The following is a 17705-nucleotide window of genomic DNA, read 5'->3' as shown; positions in this document are numbered from 1 at the left end:
CAGGGTCTATCGTGCCACGGACTGTCCGTGGCACGGACTACATGGCGACACAACCGGCATCCACCGGCAACGCGACGCCGGTGATGAATTTTGCTTTGTCGCTCACCAGCCACATGACCGCGTTCGAGACGTCTTCGGGCTCGACCCAGGGAACCGGGAGCAGGTTGCCCGCCATCGCGGTCGAGAGCCTGCCTTCGGCGTGCATTTTTGCCATGTTCTCATTCAAGATCATCGGCGTGGCGACCCCGGTGGGATGCACGGTGTTCACCCGGATGTTGTTTTCCGCGTACGCGTTTGCTGCCGACTTCATCAGCCCGACCAGGCCGTGTTTCGACGCGGCGTATGCGAAGACGGCCGCACTGCCGTCGCCACCGCGTCCGGTCAAACCCTGCACCGAGCTCGTCAGGACGATCGATCCGCCGACACCTTTGCGGATGATCGACGGCACGGTTGCCGCGATCGTGTTCCAGGCCCCGAACAGATTCGTCTCGACGATGTCGCGGTAGACCTGCTCGTTCCTCGGATCGGTGACGCCGAGCGCGACCACACCGGCATTCGCGACAACGATGTCGATCTCACCCAGCTGCCCGATTCCGTCGGAGACAGCCGCCTCGAGGTCGGCCAGTTGCCGGACGTCAGCGGCAAACGTCGAGATCCGGCGCCCCTTTTCGGCGACCAGGCGTGCGGTCTCGGCGAGATCTTCCTTGGATGCCAACGGATATGGAATCGAGTCGATGTCGGCGCAGATGTCGATCGCGATGATGTCGGCTCCGGCTTCGGCCAAAGCGACGCAGTGACTTCGGCCCTGACCTCGTGCCGCACCCGTGACGAGTGCGACTTTGTTGTCGAGTTCACCCATGATGATCTGACTTCTCCTCGCGTGCGGCACGATCTGCGTCCGCGCCCTTCTTCATCGCTGCGCTGAACCAGACGTCTTCTTCCTGGAAATCGTTGGTGCGCCATCCTTCTGACGTCCGTACCAGCTTGTGGCGGTACCAGCCGCCGCAGTCACTCTTCTCGGTATTTCCGGGCAGGATCATCGGGTTGTAGAACATCGCGCGGACCTCGGCGGTATCACCGGTGATCGTGTAGTCGATGTTGGTGATGAAATGCTGCTTCATCGGCAGCAGTTTCATCGACGCTTCGAGCCATGCCGAGATCTCCACCCGATTACCCGTCGGACCACCCACGGCGGAGTAGTCGATGCGCGCGTCTTCGGTGTAGAGCGAACGCCACAGATCCCAGTCCTCGGAGTCGACTGCCTTGGCGTAGTTGGTCAGATGCTGCTCGATCTCCAGCCTGTCGATGACCTCTTGAATTTCCACCCTGACAACTCCTCACCACGACGCACAGCGGATGACGGAAGGAAGGTCGCGGCCATCAGATACCCCAGACAGCGACCATCACTTCAATCACTTGATTGATTCATAGGTATGATCTAGGACATAATTCGGCTCTGTCAAGATATGGGTCACAAGACGAGCAACAATCGGGTCGGGAGCAGCATTCGATGAGACAGATCCCCAGCGAGCTGGCACAACGGTACAAGGACGACGGATGGTGGACCGATGAAACCGTCGGCGAACTGATCGGTCGCGGTCTGGCCGACCGCGGCGACCTCGTGTTCGAAGTCCATTCCGCGACGCATCCGTATGTGGGGACCTTCGCCGACGTCGAGCAGATCGCGCGCCGGCTCGCAGCAGGACTCGCCGACCGCGGTGTCGGCGAGGGCGACGTGATCGTCTCCCAGTTGCCGAACTGGATGGAAGCAGCCGCGACGTTCTGGGCGACGTCGCTCCTCGGCGCGGTCATCGTGCCCGTCGTCCACTTCTACGGCCCCAAAGAGATGTCGCACATCATCGCCACCACCAAGCCCAAGGTGGTGATCACCGCCACGGGATTCGGGAAATTGTCGTTCGACCCCGACCTCTACCGCGACGTCCCGATCGTCGGAGTCGTGGGCCAGAACTTCGACGAGCTGCTCGCCGACGAACCGATGACCGGCATCATCAAGGCCGACCCTGCCGCCCGCGCGCTGATCGCCTTCACCTCCGGCACCACCAGCAAGGCCAAAGGTGTCATCCACAGCCACCAGACCCTGGTCTGCGAGACCCGGCAGCTCGCCATGCGCTGGCCGCGCGACGGGCAACCGCAGATCACCGGTGCACCCACCGGTCACTTCATCGGCATGGTGAGCGCGTTCCTGATCCCGATCCTCGAGGGTTACCCGATCCATTTGATCGACGTCTGGGATCCGTCCGTGGTGCTCCGCCTGATGACCGAACGAGGGCTGAAAGTTGGTGGTGGCGCACCATATTTCGTGACCAGCGTGCTCGATCATCCCGACTTCACCCCCGCGCATCTGGAGTTCATGCCCTATGCCGGACTGGGTGGCGCGTCGGTGCCTTTGACCTTCACGCGGAAACTCACCGACCTCGGCGTCATCGCCTACCGCTCGTACGGCAGCACCGAACATCCCTCCATCACCGGATCGAAGCCGAGCGATTCGGTCATCAAACGCACACAGACCGACGGCAGCGCACTCGAAGGTGTGGAACTGAAGATCGCTCCCGATGGAGAAATCCTTTCCCGCGGCCCCGACCTCTGCCTCGGATATACCGATGACGCGTTGACGGCCAAGGCTTTTGACTCCGACGGCTGGTACCACACCGGCGATATCGGAATCCTCGACGACACCGGCAGCCTGACGATCACTGATCGCAAGAACGACGTCATCATCCGTGGTGGCGAGAACATCAGCGCACAGGAAGTCGAAGAGGAGCTACTCGGTCTACCCGGTGTTGCCGAAGCAGCCGCTGTCTCAGCACCCGATGCCCGTCTCGGTGAACGCACAGCCGCGGTGTTGCGACTCCATCCGGGGGCAGCGATGCCCACGCTCGACGACCTACGGGCGCACTTCGCCACCTCCGGTCTGGCAAAACAGAAGTGGCCCGAAGAACTTCATCAACTCGACGAATTCCCCCGGACGCCCAGCGGCAAGATCCAGAAGGCGGTCATCAGGAAGATGGTGGCCGAACTGAGCACGGTGGACGAATCAGCCCCTGCGGCAACCTGATTCGAATTCGACTCTCACACCGAGACGCCCGGCCGGAACTTGGGTACGCGCATGCTGACCTTGGTTCCGGCGCCGGGCGCGGTTTCGACCACCAGTCCGTAGTCGTTGCCGAATGCGGCCCGTAACCGATCATCGACGTTGGCCAGACCGACATGAGCGCTCTCGGTGGCGCTAGGTCCGCCGGCACCGGTGACGATCGCGTCGAGATCACCGGAACGCAGGAGTTCCGGATCCATCCCGACGCCGTCGTCCTCGACACTGATCACACAATCCGTACCCTCGTCGGCCGCGATGATGGTGACCGTCCCACCCTCGGGCTTGCTCGAGATACCGTGGCGCACCGCATTTTCCACCAGCGGCTGCAACGCCAGGAACGGCAGGACCACGTTGAGGACCTCGGGTGCGACCTGCAGTTTGACCGCCAGTGAGCCGCCGAAGCGGGCCCGTTCCAGGGTCAGGTATCGGTCGATGTTGCGCAGTTCATCTGCCAGCAGCGTGTATTCGCCGGCCGCCCGGAAGGAGTAGCGGGTGAAGTCGGCGAACTCGAGGATGAGCTCACGGGCCTGATCGGGATCGGTCCGCACAAACGACGCCACGGTTCCCAGGGCGTTGTAGATGAAGTGCGGACTGATCTGGGCTCGCAGCGCGCGGACCTCGGCACGGTCCAGTCGGGCCCGGGATGCGTCGAGTTCGGCCAGCTCGATCTGGCTGCCCGCGTAATTGGCCACCTCGGTGATCGCCGACAACATGCCCGGGCCCGGCCTGGTCCTGGTGACCACACCGATCACACCCACCGACCCGGCGCCGTCCACCAGCATCGGCTGCACGATCAGCGCCCGGATACCCGGTTCATCGAGATCAGCGGCTTTGATGAGGATCCGGCGACCCTCCTCCGAGGCCCGGACCGCCGCGTCCGCGAACCTGGTGGCAAGCCGTCCATACGATCCGGTCCATGCCAGGATCTCGCCGTCGGCGTCGGATATCCCCAGCGCGTCGGCCGAAGTCAGGCTCCGCAGATGCGGGGCCGCCTCAGCTGCCGAGTCGGCGTCGAGACCACGCCGCAGCGGACGGGCAGCGAGTGACGCGGTGTGCAGCGTCGCGTGGACCACCCGCTCGGCCGGTGTAGTCAGGGTCGGACGCGTCCGAACCCGCAGTGCCACAACCGCAATCACCACCACCAGCACAGCGACGACAACAAGTGCGATCGCGATGCCCGACATCAGCGGCTCATCACGTCGTAGTGCTACCGCTCAGCGATCGGCGGCGGCGTAGGTCGCCCCCGCGGCGGCCGCGGTCACGGCGATGACCGACGGCCACGCGCCGATCTTCTTGGCCAGCGGATGCGACGCACCAAATGCGACGAGGTACCCACCCAGCAGCGATCCGGCCACCAGCGGTCCTTTGGTCCGGTACCACTGGGTGGCGCACCAGCCGCCCGCCGCAGCGAGCACGACGCCGCCGAGTTCACGCCGCCCGCTGTATCGGGCGGTGGCATATCCGCCGACGAGTCCGGCGGCAACAACAGGTGCTGTCAATGGGGTACTCACCCAGCCGACTCTACCGCCGTCACATTCACCGGACTCATGACCGACGACACACTCATCACCGGCGTCGCCACGAAGGGTCTCGGCCGGAGAGTCCCAGCAGCCGCTCGAGGTCCGAAGCATTCTCGGCCGTCGAAACCCGCGGGGCGAAAGGCTTACCCGGACCTTGGTAGTCGGGGGTCAGCATGGTCGGAGCGAAGGTCGCCGACGCTGCCGCTGCCTCGGGCGCGGGATTCCACTCCTGCCCCGTTGCCACCGCGAGATCCCATCCGTGGACGATGTACTCCCACAGGATCATCGACATCGCCATGTCACCCGGCATCGGATTCTCGCCGAGGTACAGCGGACGCTGGTCCGCACCAGAACGCACGGCCGAATCGAGTTGGTCTGCCGCCGCACGGATCACCTCGGCGGCTTGTTCCGCCACTTGTGGAACCTGGGCTCCGCTCGCACTTGCCCGGCCTCCGGGATCAGCGAATCCGGCAGCGAACGTGCTGAGCCAGCCGGCAACGTGGTTGCGCAGCGCAGCGACATCGAGTTCGGTGCACGGGGTGGGGGCGGTCTCGTGGCCGTCGGTATTGGCGACCACGACCGCGAGGTCGGCCAGGACTGGTTTGAGCAGATCGACAGTTGTGGTGGTCATGCCATCGAGTGTTCTCCCGATCATCGGCCGCGTCTTGAAAAAACGCGACAACTCGGGTCGATGAGTAGCCTTCAGCGCCACTCCAGGTCGTCAGTGCCACGTTGCCCCTGCGCATCGCTCCCGGATGACACTCCCTTAGAACCTCGATGCAACCGGAGTAGGCTGCCACGGTTCTGTACTGGCGGGATACGCGCGGACCGTCCTGCAGCGGCGCCACGGCCGAAAATCACAGCGATCGCGATCATGCCCACGCCGGCAGCGAAATGCATCCAGTCGTCGGCTGAATTGACAGGGATGAAGTTGGCACCGGACTGGTTGTCGACAACCAGCCCGTGCACCCACAACACGAGACAGATCGAGCCGCCGGCAAGCAAATACAGGCGGGCTCCGGTCGCGGTTCTGGAAAATACGATGCCGACGACACCCAAGATCACGTGGACGAGGTTGTTCAGGCATGACACCTGGAAGACGCCCACCAGTTCCGCGGTTGAGTAATGCCCTGTGAAATAGAGGGTCTCGTAGTTGGTCGTGATCCCGGGGACGAACCCGAGGCAACCGACAACAACGAAGGCCACGGCTACGACCAACGCGGCGATCTGGACCTCGGTGCGAGTTGTCCTTCGGGAAATGATCATGAACAGACCTTCCAGAAACCGCCGCCCAGGTGCTGGCGATAGAGTCCCCATTTGCGGACAATTCAAACCCGCCAAATCCGGCACATCACACGCGCCTTTTGCCTGGTCACACCGGTGTTGCCAGGGCCGCTGCTCGACGTGTTAGTTTGTCGAGGCCCAATCCGTCGAACCGAAGGCGAGAGCTTCATGAGTGGTCTTGGTCCGGTATTGGTACCCGATGAAACGTGCTGGAAGATCGCGCAGGCCGATCGACTCGCGGTCATCGTCGACGCGGCCGACTACTTCCGGCATGCCAAGGCCGCAATGCTGCAGGCGCGGAGTCGGATCATCCTGATCGGCTGGGATTTCGACACCAGGATCAAGTTCGAACCGGAAGGCGAGACCCTGGACGGTCCCAACGACCTCGGGACCTTCTTGAAGTGGCTGCCCGAGAACCGTCCGGGACTCGAGATCAACCTGCTCAAGTGGAGTCTGGGCGCGTTTGCCGCGATCGCCCGCGGCATGGCACCGGTGTTCATCCAGAATTGGTTCAACGCCAAGGAACTGCACTTCGAGATCGATCTGGCGCATCCCGTTGGTGCCGCACATCATCAGAAGATCATTGTCATCGATGATCAGATCGCCTTCTGCGGCGGTATCGACATGACCGTCGACCGGTGGGACACCTCCGACCATGCTGACCGAAACACCTACCGCACCAAGCCCAATGGCAATTCCTACGGTCCCTGGCATGACGCCACCACTGCGGTCGACGGAGCCGCTGCGCGTGCGGTCGGACAGATTGCCCGCGCCCGGTGGCTCGCCGCGACCGGACAGGAACTCGCCCCGGTCACCGACATCTCCGAGCACTACTGGCCGCCGGGATTGGAACCGACGATGCAGGCGGTGGATGTGGCGGTCGCCCGCACCCTGCCCGAGATACCCGGCCGCGAAGAGGTACGAGAGATCGAATCCCTCTATCTCGCAGCGATAGCCGCTGCCCAGGACTACCTGTACATCGAGAGCCAGTACCTGGCGGCCCGCACGATCGCCGACGCACTGGCGAAACGACTCGGCGAACCCGACGGACCCGAAATCGTGCTCGTGTTACCCCGTCACGCCGACGGATGGCTGGAGATGCAGGCGATGGACGGAGCCCGCCACAGCCTGCTCCATTTCTTATGGAAGGCCGACACCCACAACCGTTTCCGGGCCTACCACCCGGTAACTGCCGGTGGTGAACCGATTTACGTACACGCCAAGGTCCTGGTCATGGACGACCGGCTGCTGCGGGTCGGATCGTCCAATCTCAACAACCGGTCGATGGGCTTCGACAGCGAGTGCGACCTCGCCGTCGAGATCGCCGCCGACCTTCCTGTGACCGATGACCATCGCACCGCGATCCGTGGTGTCCGGAATCGTCTGCTGAGTGAACATCTCGACGTCGAGATCGATGACCTCCAAGCAGCCATCGACGAACACTCCTCGCTCACCGCCGCCATCGACACCCTGAACGACAAGGGCAAAACCCTCGTCGAGTTCGATCGAGACATCATCGACGGGGAGGACAGTCCCCTCGCCGAGAACGAACTCATGGATCCCGAACAGGTCCGGACTTCGTTGCTGGAGAAGTCATATCGGAGGGTCGCCGGCCGGAGGCAGCTCCGGCCGGCAGTCCGCTGAAATCCTTCGCCAGGACTACGTGATCGCTGATGCGAAGACGCGTGGACTATGGTTTCTTCGCGGTGTCAGGAGTCGACACCCGGATGGCCCCACGGGCCTCGAGCTCGGCAATTGTGCTCTCGCTCAGGCCCAGGCAATCGGACAGCACGGAAGCCGTGTCATCCCCGTTGGCGGGAGCGGGCCGCGCCACCGGATAGCGGCCGTCGATCGACATCGGCGTGGTCGGCGCAAGATACGAGCCGATTCGCGGCTGGTCGACCTGCTGGAACATCGGGTTGTCGGTGACGCGTGGGTCAACCGCGATCTGAGCGAAGGTCCGATAGCGCTCGTAGACAACGGCTGTCGCGCTCAACTCCTTCTCCACCTGATCAATCGTCCGGTCACGGAACCAGATCGAGAACAAGCCGCTCAGGACGTCACGGTGGCGGAAACGGTCGCCGTCGTCCCGAAAGTCCACGCCCAGTGCAGTTTCCAGCGCGGCGATGGCATCGGCGGTGCCGGTGACCTCGGCCAGGTCGCGGAAATGTCGCGGGGTGACCGCAACAACCATGATCGTCTCGCCGTCGGCGGTACGGAAATCACTGCCGTAGGTGCCGTATACGAAATTGCCGACCCGAGGCCGCTCGGGGCCGCCGAGTTGCACCTCGGCCAGGTACCCGAGGTGGCCGATGGTCGCCAGCGCGACATCTTCGAGGGGCAGCACGATCCGCGCGCCTTCCCCCGTGGTCGCCCGTCGGTGCACCGCGGCGGTCACCGATAGCGCCGCGTACAGACCGCAGGCCACATCCCATGCCGGCAACACGTGGTTGACCGGTGTTCCGAGTGCGGTCGGGCCGGTGACGAGCGGAAAGCCCATCGCGGCATTGACCGTGTAATCGAGCGCACCGCGCCCATCCGCCCGGCCGAGTACCTGAACGTGAATCAGGTCGGGCCGGGACTGCGCCAGCCTGTCGTAGTCGAGCCAGTCCCGCCCGGCGGCGTTGGTGACCACGATCCCGGCCTCGAGGATGAGGTCGCGGATCAGGGCAGTGGCCTCGGGATCACGAAAGTTGGCGGCCAGGGACCGTTTGCCCTGGTTGAGATTCGCCCAGTAGATCGATTCACCGCCCTCGGTGATCGGCCAGCGATGATAATCGGCGGCACCACCGATCGGGTCGACACGGATCACCTCCGCGCCAAGCGATCCCAACGTCATGCCGGCGAGGGGTGCCGCGACGAAACTGGATACCTCTATGATTCGCAGCCCGGCCAAGGGGAGGGCCTGCGGTTCGTGCTCTGTGCTCATCGAGTGGCCGATGCGGTGCAGAAGGTCATGGGTCTACCCTGCATTGTCGAGACCGGATCGTCTATATTGGGGTCCCATACTGTTGGCGTTTCAGTTCACGGGTGGGCGAGCGACAGGAATGAGGCACTGATGCGCGACGTGGTGATCTGCGAGCCGGTTCGGACTCCGATCGGCCGGTATGGCGGGATGTTCAAGTCACTCACCGCTGTCGATCTCGGCGTGGCCGCCATGAAGGGGCTGCTGGAGCGGACCGGCATCGCACCGGACGAGATCAACGACCTCATCCTCGGGCACTGCAACGGCAACAGCGAGGCACCGGCGATCGGCCGGGTAGTGGCACTCGATGCGGGCCTGCCGGTGACGGTCCCCGGCATGCACATCGATCGCCGTTGCGGATCCGGCCTGCAAGCAGTCATCCAGGCCGCATTCCAGGTCGGCAACGGCGACAACGAACTCGTGGTGGCGGGTGGCACCGAGTCGATGAGCAATGCGTCGTTCTACTCCGTCGACATGCGCTGGGGCGGCGCCCGCTCCGGCGTACAGATGCACGACAGCCTGGTCCGTGCCCGCTCGACCGCCGGTGGCCGCTTCTATCCGGTGCCCGGCGGCATGATCGAGACCGCCGAGAACCTGCGGCGCGAGTACAGCATCAGCCGACTCGAGCAGGACGAACTGGCCGTCGCCTCGCACACCCGGGCCGTCGCCGCTCAGCAGGCCGGGATCCTGGCCGAGGAGATCGTGCCGGTCTCCGTGCCGAACCGCTCCGGTGACCAGATCATCGACACCGACGAACACCCCCGTGCCGACACCACCGTCGAATCACTGTCCAAGCTGCGCCCGATCATGGGCAAGCAGGATCCCGACGCCACCGTGACCGCCGGCAATGCCAGTGGTCAGAACGATGCCGCGTCGCTGTGCATCGTGACCACCCTGGAGAAGGCCGCCGAACTCGGGCTGACCCCGCTCGTCAAGCTGGTGTCGTGGGGTGTTGCCGGCGTCGAGCCCAAGGTGATGGGCATCGGGCCGGTCCCGGCCACCGAGAAGGCGCTCACCAGAGCCGGACTCACACTCTCCGACATCGATCTCATCGAACTCAACGAGGCATTCGCCGCACAGGCCCTCGCCGTGATGCGCGAATGGAAATTCACCGCAGACGATCACCAGCGCACCAACGTCCACGGTTCGGGCATCTCGCTCGGCCACCCCGTCGGTGCCACCGGTGGCCGGATGCTGGCGACCCTGGCCCGCGAGATGCAACGCCGCGACGCCCGGTATGGCCTCGAGACCATGTGCATCGGCGGTGGTCAGGGCCTCGCCGCAATCTTCGAGAAGGTCTGAACCGGCCTGATCACCTCGTCGTTGGTCCGCTCGATTTAGCGCGATTCAGCCGCAGTCACCGTCCGACCTGACCTAGTGTCGCAACAGACGAACCGATGGCTGCAACCCAGATGTGAGGAGTGTCGGCATGCGACGGACGGTGGCGGCAGTGTTTGCGGCTGGGCTCGCGGTCGGCCTATTGGCGGGTTGTTCCGACGACTCCGACGACTCGGCGACCCCGAGTGCGGCCGCATCGTCTGTGACGGACTCGACGTCACCGGCTCCGAAATCTGGGGAGGCAACTTCGAAACCCGCGGGCGGCACCAACCTTCGTGCCGACTGCGCGGGACTGTCCTCCGACGACCTGACAGAGATCTTCGACGTCGAGTTCGGCAGACCCGAACCGTCGACCGGCGCCGTGAACACCGTCGACAACGTCAACTACAAGACCGTCGGATGCAGCTTCGAGACCACCGACCTGGCAACTACCGATCTCAACGAGATCGAAGTCGATCTGAACCTATCTTTTGCCGAGCAGTTCAACGACAACACAGTTCATTGCATCGAGCCGTCCGACCACATCCACCCGGTCGAACCCGTTGCCGGCGTCGGCAACCAGGCGTGGTGGCAGTCCGGAAGTTTCGAGAACGCGACTGACGCCGAAGGCGAACTCACCGTGTGTGTCGACGAGGCTCTGATCGGCATCCAGATCGAGGGTCCGTCGGAACTCCGGGCGACGATGCAGGACCAGGCCGTCGAGATCGCCCGGATCGTTGTCGGCTGAGATGGCCGAGGCGTCCTGACTCAGGCGTCGATGTAGAAGTCCAGGTCGAGGGGTTCGCTGCCACCGTAGGTGGAGAGGTCGGTGACACCGGCTCCGGTGAGAACCTCGGCATCGATCAGAACCTCACCTGTCGCCGACGACGGTCGCGCCAGGATCAAGGTGGCAGCGTCTGCCATCACCTCGGGCTCGCGGGCATGCATCGCGGCCTCGGGATCCGGCTGCAGGTTCTTCACCGCGGCCGTCGCGATGGTGGTCTCGGGCCACAGGCAGTTGCTGGCGATGTTCTGCTCGGCGAACTCCGCGGCGAATCCGAGGGCCAGGACGGTCATGCCGTACTTCGAAAGCGTGTACGCGGGGAACTTGCCCAGCCAATACGGCGACATGTTGAGCGGCGGTGCGATGGAAAGGATCTGCGCGTTGGGCGACTTGGCCAGATGCGGCAGAGCGGCCTGGGTGAGGGAGAACATTCCACGGACGTTCACGCCCTGCATGAGGTCGTAGCGCTTCAGTGGCAGGTCAGCGGTGCCAGCCTCGTTGATGACGCTGGCGTTGTGGATGAGGATATCGATGCCGCCGAAGGTCTCGACGGCGGTGGCGACCGCACGCTGGACGTCTTCGTCGACACGTACGTCACCGACCACACCGACGACCTTTCCACCGGCGGCCTTGATCTCCTCGACCGCGGTGTGGATGGTGCCCGGCAGCTTGGGATGGGGCACGTCGGTCTTGGCCAGGAGCACGATGTTGGCACCACGCTTGGCGAGCGCGAGCAGGATGGCCAGCCCGATACCGCGGCTACCGCCTGACATGAGCACGGTGCGGTTCTCGAAGGCATTCGAAGCCAACGACTCAAGCTGATTGTCCGACATTGTTCGCAAGGCCCTTCGACGTTGTGATGCGCGTTTAGCTGCAGGCTATCAGAACGCCATTCTCATTTGCGAGAGGAGTCCTCTACTGGACCCGGCTTCGGCAGACTGCCAGAATTCAGATAGTCCGTAACGCGTGTTCACCGCGATGCCCAGACCTAGTGCGGTTCCACGCCCACCTGGACTGACAACACGCCTACGAGCGAGGTAACGATGAAGACCTACAGCGTTCAGTCCGGTGACACCCTTTTTTCCATCGCGCAGCATGAGTACGGCGACGGCAACCTCTATCCTGTGATCGCACGACAGAATCACCTGGCCGATCCCAATGTCATCAATATCGGGCAGCACCTCGAATTGCCCTACGTGACATTTCGGCACCATTTCTCGACACCCGATTCTCCTGCCACCCGGCAGGCGATCACTCAGCAGTATTACGGAACCGCAGACCCCGGCAAACAATTGATCTGGGAGATCATCAACGGGGTCGCTCAGCGTCCGATTCAACAAGGATCTTGGCTACACATTCCCGACCTGTTGAATCCTGGTCACCACACGGTGGTCACCGGCGACAACCTGCACGAACTCGCCTTCCGCTGGTACGGCGACGACCACCTTCGGCTCATGCTCGCACACGCGAATAATCTTCCGCACAACGCAACACTCGCCCTCGGGCAGGTCCTGATAAGACCCGGACTGAATCGATTTGCCCGAACGGCCGGCGACACACTTCGATCCTTGTGCGAGGCCGAATACGGCAGCGCGAATCTGGACACCTGGATCGGCGTGGTCGCGGCGGCGAACTTCATTTCCGCCCCGGATTCATTGTTTGCCAATCAGGTTGTCTATTTCCCGAGGTGATTTTGCGGGATTGTGACCGCCGTAACAAGCCAGTACCGTCCTTTCGATAAGTCAGACAAAGCCGACAATCGAGAGGTCAAACCATGCGCTTCGCCAAACGACTTTCAGTAGTGCTGGGGTCAGCACTCGCCGCCGCAGCATTGACGATTGCCGGCGCTCCGGCAGCATCGGCCGCACCCGGTGGACCCACCCTCGCCTCCGCCCCGGTGTCCGTCTACCAGATCCCAGCAATCGGCGTCCAGATCAGCGGATTGGTGGTCCCGGGACCACTCCTGCTGTCGGTGAACGCATGGTCGCCGTCACCCGGCCACACCGCCTTCTCTGCACCTGCCAGCCGGGAAACCTGTTCATCCAGCGCGGCCGGATCGCTCGTCCGGGTCAACTATGTGAATGTGGGCACGGGTATCGGCGGCACCGCCACGGTGAAACCGTGCCCCTACTTCCTCGACCCGACCCCCACATACACGTCCGTCTACACCGGCTCGGGTCCGATTGTGATCACTGTTTCCATCATCGGTTCCTGGGCATATCCCAACGCCGGACAACCTTCCCTTCCCGGTGTCGGGGGTTTCATAGCGCCCTGACCCGGTAGTCAGCGATTGCGCCGCCAGATCGCGCCGGAGAGCATCGTCGCAAAGCCACACCATCCGGCGTAAGGCATCAGCGCGGCGGACGCGGTGATCGAGGCCGGCGCGGCACGTCGGACCAGATCGGCACTGCTGGCGGTGAGCGCCGCTGCCAGCAGTGTCGCCGCGCCGGTGCGGTGTGCCTTGAAGAACACCCAGGTCCAGGCGCCGTTCAAGATCAGATTGACGGCCAACGCCTTCTCGAAGGCCGCCGCGTCGATGTGTCGTATGTCGTCGTTCAGGGCATCGATCGTGGCCGCGGAGCTGATCGCGACATCGGCGTACAGCGCCGTCCACACGATCGGGAACAACCTTGCGGGCGGTTGAAAGGGCGGCTTCGACAATCGGCGGTACCAGTACGAGTTTCTTGCGTCCTGCGCCGCAATCGAACCGACCACGGCCGTAATGGCGACCGCGCCAGAAGTTTTGACAATCGAACGCATTGCGGGCACTCCTTCGGCGTCGAATGGTCCCACCGCCAAACGTACCCGCATACAAGACCGCCCACTGCGAGATGACCTACACCAGGGGGCGGCCTAAGCGACAACGCAGTCGAACATCCCAGAGCAGCACACGAAATATCAACTGCGACAACCACAGTGGCTTGCGTCGTTCGGCGGCGACGAGGCCATCGACGTACCCGTCGAACCATTTCTGATCGGCGGCCGTCCACGGAACTCGCATTGCTTCGCGAAAGGGCGGCGGTAGATATCCGATGGTGCGCCGGTATTTGACCGGACCATAACGCTTTTTGATCGCCGGATGCGCGTGGTCGAAGTTCGCGATACCGATGAGGAACTCACGAACCTCGTCGGAGATGGAGATCTCGGCCGCCTGACGGTCCCAGTACTCCCCGAATGCCTCGCGGTTTGGTGGCCACATCTGCGCCGGCATCTGCAGCGTTGTGCCACACACTTTGCCCTGTTGGTAGAACGTGTCCCGATCTGCACCTGTCAGGGGTCCATGGACGCGCTCGTAGATGTCCTCCCAGCCGTAATACAGACAGGCCGCGACCCACAGTTGGAGGTCGACGTTCATGGCGTCGTATTCGACAGGACTGGTCTCATCCGATCGGACCTGCACGTGCTGACGGTTGACCGCTTGCCGAAAGCGCTTGCGGTCGTTGGCATTGCCGAATACGGCCACTGCCAGATACGACCCAGTGGTGCGGGCCCGCTTGATCGGATGCCGGTCGAGCCGCCCGTTCTCGACCTTGCTGCGCGCAACGCCGTAACCGACTGCCGGATTGGCCAATTGCATGATCACATTGGCCGTGCTCATCGTCTGCCCCATCGACAAGAGTGCCTTGGCAAAGAAGCTGCTGTCGATGGCGTCCATCTCGTCACGAGACATATGCCGTTCACTTGTACTCATGCGCCCTCCCCATCTGACTACGGATGTTATCAGAATAGCGAGTCGATCGGGATCCAGAGCAGAGAAGAGGCCGGATCAAGCGTGTGGTGGATTGGGTTCCAATCGGCGCTCTAGACCCTCGATGATCACAGCCAGGTCGAACTCGAGTTGACCGTCGTCCGGGCCCGCACTCTGCTGTGCTTCGACCAGGTCGCGAAGCACGGGGAAGTCATTCTCCGGCGCGCCCATCAACGTGCGGGCCACGTCGGGAACGTCGGGATGGAGACCGGTGTCGTCCGCGTGGAAGGTGTCCCGGCCGGTCGAGTAGGCCACCTCCGTCAGCAATAGGAGGATCCGGCCGGATTCTTCGACGCCGAACCCGGCGTCGACCAGGGCTTGCAGTACCCGCTCGATCGGCTCGAGTGTTCGCACCCCGCCGGTGCCGGGCAGGCGGATGTGCATCGCCAGCGCGCCCACCGTGACGACGGCGTCGCGGGTGGCGCGGGTATACAGGCGGATGACCTCACGCCAGTCTCCCCCCGTCGGTATTTCGACCCGCCCCACTTCGGACTCGAACACATCGAACGCAACCAGCTCCCGCAAGCCTCTCAGGTCGCTGACGTGATAGCTGAGGGCTTTCCTGTCGACGCCCAGAACATCCGCCACGGCCTGCATCGTCAGAGTGTCCAGCGGCAAAGTCCGGGCAGCTTTGACGATGCCCTCGCGGTTGATCCGCGGTGGACGTCCCCGGCGTGCGACACCGGCGATCTCGTCTCCCGAATCAGACATTGGGGACCTCCCTGGGCTTGTAAGCAGACTAGTTCAGTCACAGACGCATCAGGTCCACCAGACAGACCACCCACGGGTCGGCACAATGAGTCCATGACCGAAAACTGGGCCGCAGCCGACAAATACGTGAGTGACCTCTTGATCGGAGGCGACCCCGCACTGGACGCCGCCATCGCAGCCAACGCCGCGGCAGAGTTGCCGCCGATAGATGTCGCGCCCGTCCAGGGCAAGTTCCTGCACCTGCTCGCACGAGCGATCGGCGCCCGGCGTGTTCTCGAGATCGGAACGCTCGGCGGGTACAGCACCATCTGGCTGGCGCGTGCCGTCGGCGAGGGTGGCAAGGTCATCACCCTCGAGTTCGAACCGCACCACGCAGAAGTGGCCCGTGCCAACCTCGACCGCGCGACTGTGGGCGACCGCGTCGAGATCAAGGTCGGTGCCGCATTGGACACTCTGCCGACTCTGCCCGCAGATGCTCCGTTCGACCTCGTGTTCATCGACGCCGACAAGCCGAACAACAGCAACTACGTCCTGGCCGCGCTGCGAGTGTCCCGGCCGGGCACCGTGATCGTGGTGGACAACGTCGTCCGCAACGGCGGGATCGCCGACCCCACCGACGATGACGAAATGGTGAAGGCCAGTCGTGCAGTGCTCGAACTCCTGGGCACCGACTCGCGATTCGATGCCACCGCCCTGCAAACAGTGGGAATCAAGGGCTGGGACGGGTTCGCCCTTGCTCTGGTCCAGGACGTCGCCTGACGCCGGCCGCAGTTGGTAGATGGACGTCCCACCGATGTCAGACCCTCTGCATATCGTTTCCCGGTATTCACACGGAACGGGCCGTGATCACCACCAAGCGGGGGGACTCATCACATGAGCCGCAAAAGTCAACAGCACCGGGCAACACGGAAACGGAAAGAGCAGGAACGGCGGGCGCGTACCTCGCGACGGACATCTGGTGAGAACACGTCAGAGCGAGATAGCGAACACAGCGCCTACGACCTGATCAGAGCCGGCATCGAGTTCGCCTTCGGACCGTCGAAGGATCCGATCGCACTGCGGGATGTCCTGAACCGGCTTGCACGTCTCGACGCGAACGGGCGCGCGGCCCAGAACGTTTCCGACGCGGCGTTGTTCATCGACCATTCGATGGATCGAGCTTTCAAGATCGGGTGGCAGCCTGCCGAGTTGGTCCACGCTGTACGCAGAGAACTGGGCCTCGGTGTCGCGCGACTGGCGATCGCCATGATCGGCGCCCACGCGAGCCGAACGTCGGCGCGCGAGAAGGCGCCCCCGGCATGGATCGATCAGCTGGATGATCTCGGCATCTCTGCCGCCAAGCAAGACTCCACCCGTGGAGCGCTGGTTGTGTGGCGCGAAGGCGAGAGATCGAGTATCGACGAAGTATGGTTCGGGCCGCTGGCGCTGCTGGGTTACATCAGCTACTTGGCGCCGATGAAGCCTCTGATACCCGTCCCCTCCGAATGGGGGTCGGCGACCACTTCGAGCACAAGAACCGCTCACCAGCCTGAATCCAAGGCATTGCGGACGATTCGCGGTCTGCTGGCCAAAGCCGAGGCCACGTCGTTTGCCGCCGAGGCGGAAGCGTTATCCGCCAAAGCGCAGGATCTGATGACGCGCTATGCCATCGACAGTGCAGTCCTCGACGCCCGGACGCACACTTCTCTTGCAGATCAAGTCGCGACCCGTCGGATACTCATCGACAATCCATATCCCGAAGCCAAAGTCGCTCTGCTGCAATCGGTTTCTCAAACGAATAGCGTGCGTGTGCTCTGGCACCAGCAGTACGGGATTGTCAGCATTGTCGGCATGCCGGTTGATCTCGACCTGTGCGACCTGCTGTTCACCTCCTTGCTGGTGCAAAGCCTGCACGCGTTGACAGAGGCAGGCCGAGATCGCGATAGTCGCTCGGCGAGTTTCCGGCGCTCGTTCTTGCTCGCATACGCCACCGGAATTGGAGAACGCCTCGCAGCAGCACGCGAACGCGCGGCCGAAGCCGCCGCGAGCCAGTACGGGAAAGAACTCGTTCCGATCATCGCCGAACGTGCCGAAGCGGTGGGAACGGTGTTCGACGAACAGTTCCCGTCCACAACACCAGTGGCCCAATCCATCACGAACAGTCGGGGTTGGACCGCCGGGCGAGTCGCCGCTGACAAAGCGGACATCACCGGAGGACGCGAAAGGATCGATCGGTGAAGCGGCACGAGGGTCGAAAATAAGACTATTCGCACTAGTCGTATTGG

Annotated in this window: 19 protein-coding genes; 8 read left to right on the top strand and 11 right to left on the bottom strand. The window is 63.3% G+C overall.

Annotation, left to right across the window (positions count from 1 at the left end):
• Positions 1-37: 37 nt before the first annotated feature.
• On the bottom strand, positions 38-859 hold the full coding sequence (locus H290_RS0111840; RefSeq protein WP_020107022.1) for a mycofactocin-coupled SDR family oxidoreductase: 822 nt from the start codon (positions 857-859) through the stop codon (positions 38-40).
• Entirely contained in the window at positions 852-1325 is a 474-nt protein-coding gene (locus H290_RS0111835; protein ID WP_020107021.1) for a nuclear transport factor 2 family protein, read from the bottom strand. The genes H290_RS0111840 and H290_RS0111835 overlap by 8 nt, the downstream gene beginning before the upstream one ends.
• 185 nt (positions 1326-1510) lie before the next feature.
• Here H290_RS0111835 and H290_RS0111830 point away from each other — a divergent pair, with 185 nt between their 5' ends.
• Positions 1511-3076, top strand: coding sequence for an AMP-binding protein (locus tag H290_RS0111830; protein ID WP_020107020.1), 1566 nt, complete (start codon positions 1511-1513; stop codon positions 3074-3076).
• A gap of 14 nt (positions 3077-3090) precedes the next feature.
• On the opposite strand, the gene H290_RS0111825 is transcribed toward H290_RS0111830, so the two are convergent.
• The 4 genes from H290_RS0111825 to H290_RS28405 all read right to left on the bottom strand — a co-directional run bounded on the left by H290_RS0111825 (position 3091) and on the right by H290_RS28405 (position 5982).
• Positions 3091-4296, bottom strand: coding sequence for a sensor histidine kinase (locus tag H290_RS0111825; RefSeq protein WP_020107019.1), 1206 nt, complete (start codon positions 4294-4296; stop codon positions 3091-3093).
• 30 nt (positions 4297-4326) lie between these two features.
• The gene (locus H290_RS0111820; RefSeq protein ID WP_028463075.1) at positions 4327-4623 is read right to left on the bottom strand and encodes a hypothetical protein; all 297 of its coding nucleotides are present in this window, start codon (positions 4621-4623) and stop codon (positions 4327-4329) included.
• Between the two features lie 55 nt (positions 4624-4678).
• A complete protein-coding gene (locus tag H290_RS0111815; protein ID WP_036518766.1) occupies positions 4679-5263 on the bottom strand; it encodes a TIGR03086 family metal-binding protein in 585 nt (194 codons plus the stop codon).
• Between the two features lie 71 nt (positions 5264-5334).
• Positions 5335-5982, bottom strand: coding sequence for a DUF4383 domain-containing protein (locus H290_RS28405; RefSeq protein ID WP_231373560.1), 648 nt, complete (start codon positions 5980-5982; stop codon positions 5335-5337).
• Between the two features lie 102 nt (positions 5983-6084).
• Between H290_RS28405 and H290_RS0111805 the strand changes: the two genes are divergently transcribed.
• Positions 6085-7560: a phospholipase D-like domain-containing protein gene (locus tag H290_RS0111805; protein WP_020107015.1), complete on the top strand. Its 1476-nt coding sequence runs from the start codon at positions 6085-6087 to the stop codon at positions 7558-7560.
• A gap of 46 nt (positions 7561-7606) precedes the next feature.
• Here the strand turns inward: H290_RS0111805 and H290_RS0111800 are convergent, their stop codons facing one another.
• Positions 7607-8845 (bottom strand): CoA transferase, encoded by a 1239-nt coding sequence (locus tag H290_RS0111800; protein WP_020107014.1) that lies wholly within the window; start codon positions 8843-8845, stop codon positions 7607-7609.
• Positions 8846-8974: 129 nt separating this feature from the next.
• On the opposite strand from H290_RS0111800, the gene H290_RS0111795 reads away from it, so the two are divergent.
• Together H290_RS0111795 and H290_RS0111790 are read left to right on the top strand one after the other, a co-directional pair.
• Positions 8975-10183 carry an acetyl-CoA C-acetyltransferase gene (locus H290_RS0111795; protein ID WP_020107013.1) on the top strand — a complete coding sequence of 403 codons (1209 nt, stop codon included), beginning with the start codon at positions 8975-8977 and terminating at the stop codon, positions 10181-10183.
• Between the two features lie 127 nt (positions 10184-10310).
• Positions 10311-10946: a hypothetical protein gene (locus H290_RS0111790; protein ID WP_020107012.1), complete on the top strand. Its 636-nt coding sequence runs from the start codon at positions 10311-10313 to the stop codon at positions 10944-10946.
• A gap of 20 nt (positions 10947-10966) precedes the next feature.
• On the opposite strand, the gene H290_RS0111785 is transcribed toward H290_RS0111790, so the two are convergent.
• Positions 10967-11815, bottom strand: coding sequence for an SDR family oxidoreductase (locus H290_RS0111785; RefSeq protein ID WP_020107011.1), 849 nt, complete (start codon positions 11813-11815; stop codon positions 10967-10969).
• A gap of 210 nt (positions 11816-12025) precedes the next feature.
• Between H290_RS0111785 and H290_RS0111780 the strand changes: the two genes are divergently transcribed.
• Together H290_RS0111780 and H290_RS0111775 are read left to right on the top strand one after the other, a co-directional pair.
• Positions 12026-12673 carry a LysM peptidoglycan-binding domain-containing protein gene (locus H290_RS0111780; protein ID WP_020107010.1) on the top strand — a complete coding sequence of 216 codons (648 nt, stop codon included), beginning with the start codon at positions 12026-12028 and terminating at the stop codon, positions 12671-12673.
• An 83-nt stretch (positions 12674-12756) separates the two neighbouring features.
• Positions 12757-13257 carry a hypothetical protein gene (locus tag H290_RS0111775; RefSeq protein ID WP_155976806.1) on the top strand — a complete coding sequence of 167 codons (501 nt, stop codon included), beginning with the start codon at positions 12757-12759 and terminating at the stop codon, positions 13255-13257.
• An 8-nt stretch (positions 13258-13265) separates the two neighbouring features.
• Here H290_RS0111775 and H290_RS0111770 read toward each other — a convergent pair whose 3' ends face one another.
• The 3 genes from H290_RS0111770 to H290_RS0111760 form a co-directional block, all read right to left on the bottom strand.
• A complete protein-coding gene (locus H290_RS0111770) occupies positions 13266-13742 on the bottom strand; it encodes a TspO/MBR family protein (RefSeq protein ID WP_020107008.1) in 477 nt (158 codons plus the stop codon).
• A gap of 76 nt (positions 13743-13818) precedes the next feature.
• Entirely contained in the window at positions 13819-14673 is an 855-nt protein-coding gene (locus tag H290_RS0111765; protein WP_028463072.1) for an oxygenase MpaB family protein, read from the bottom strand.
• Positions 14674-14748: 75 nt separating this feature from the next.
• Positions 14749-15441, bottom strand: a complete 693-nt coding sequence (locus H290_RS0111760) for a TetR/AcrR family transcriptional regulator (protein ID WP_020107006.1) — start codon at positions 15439-15441, stop codon at positions 14749-14751.
• Between the two features lie 93 nt (positions 15442-15534).
• On the opposite strand from H290_RS0111760, the gene H290_RS0111755 reads away from it, so the two are divergent.
• Complete coding sequence (locus tag H290_RS0111755) at positions 15535-16200, top strand: O-methyltransferase (protein ID WP_020107005.1); 666 nt, start codon at positions 15535-15537, stop codon at positions 16198-16200.
• A gap of 114 nt (positions 16201-16314) precedes the next feature.
• Positions 16315-17658, top strand: a complete 1344-nt coding sequence (locus H290_RS0111750) for a DUF2786 domain-containing protein (protein WP_020107004.1) — start codon at positions 16315-16317, stop codon at positions 17656-17658.
• Positions 17659-17705 lie beyond the last annotated feature (47 nt).

This window comes from Nocardia sp. 348MFTsu5.1 (assembly GCF_000383535.1).
In the GTDB taxonomy this organism is placed as follows: Bacteria; Actinomycetota; Actinomycetes; order Mycobacteriales; family Mycobacteriaceae; genus Williamsia; species Williamsia faeni.
This window is presented reverse-complemented; position numbering and strand designations above follow the sequence as displayed.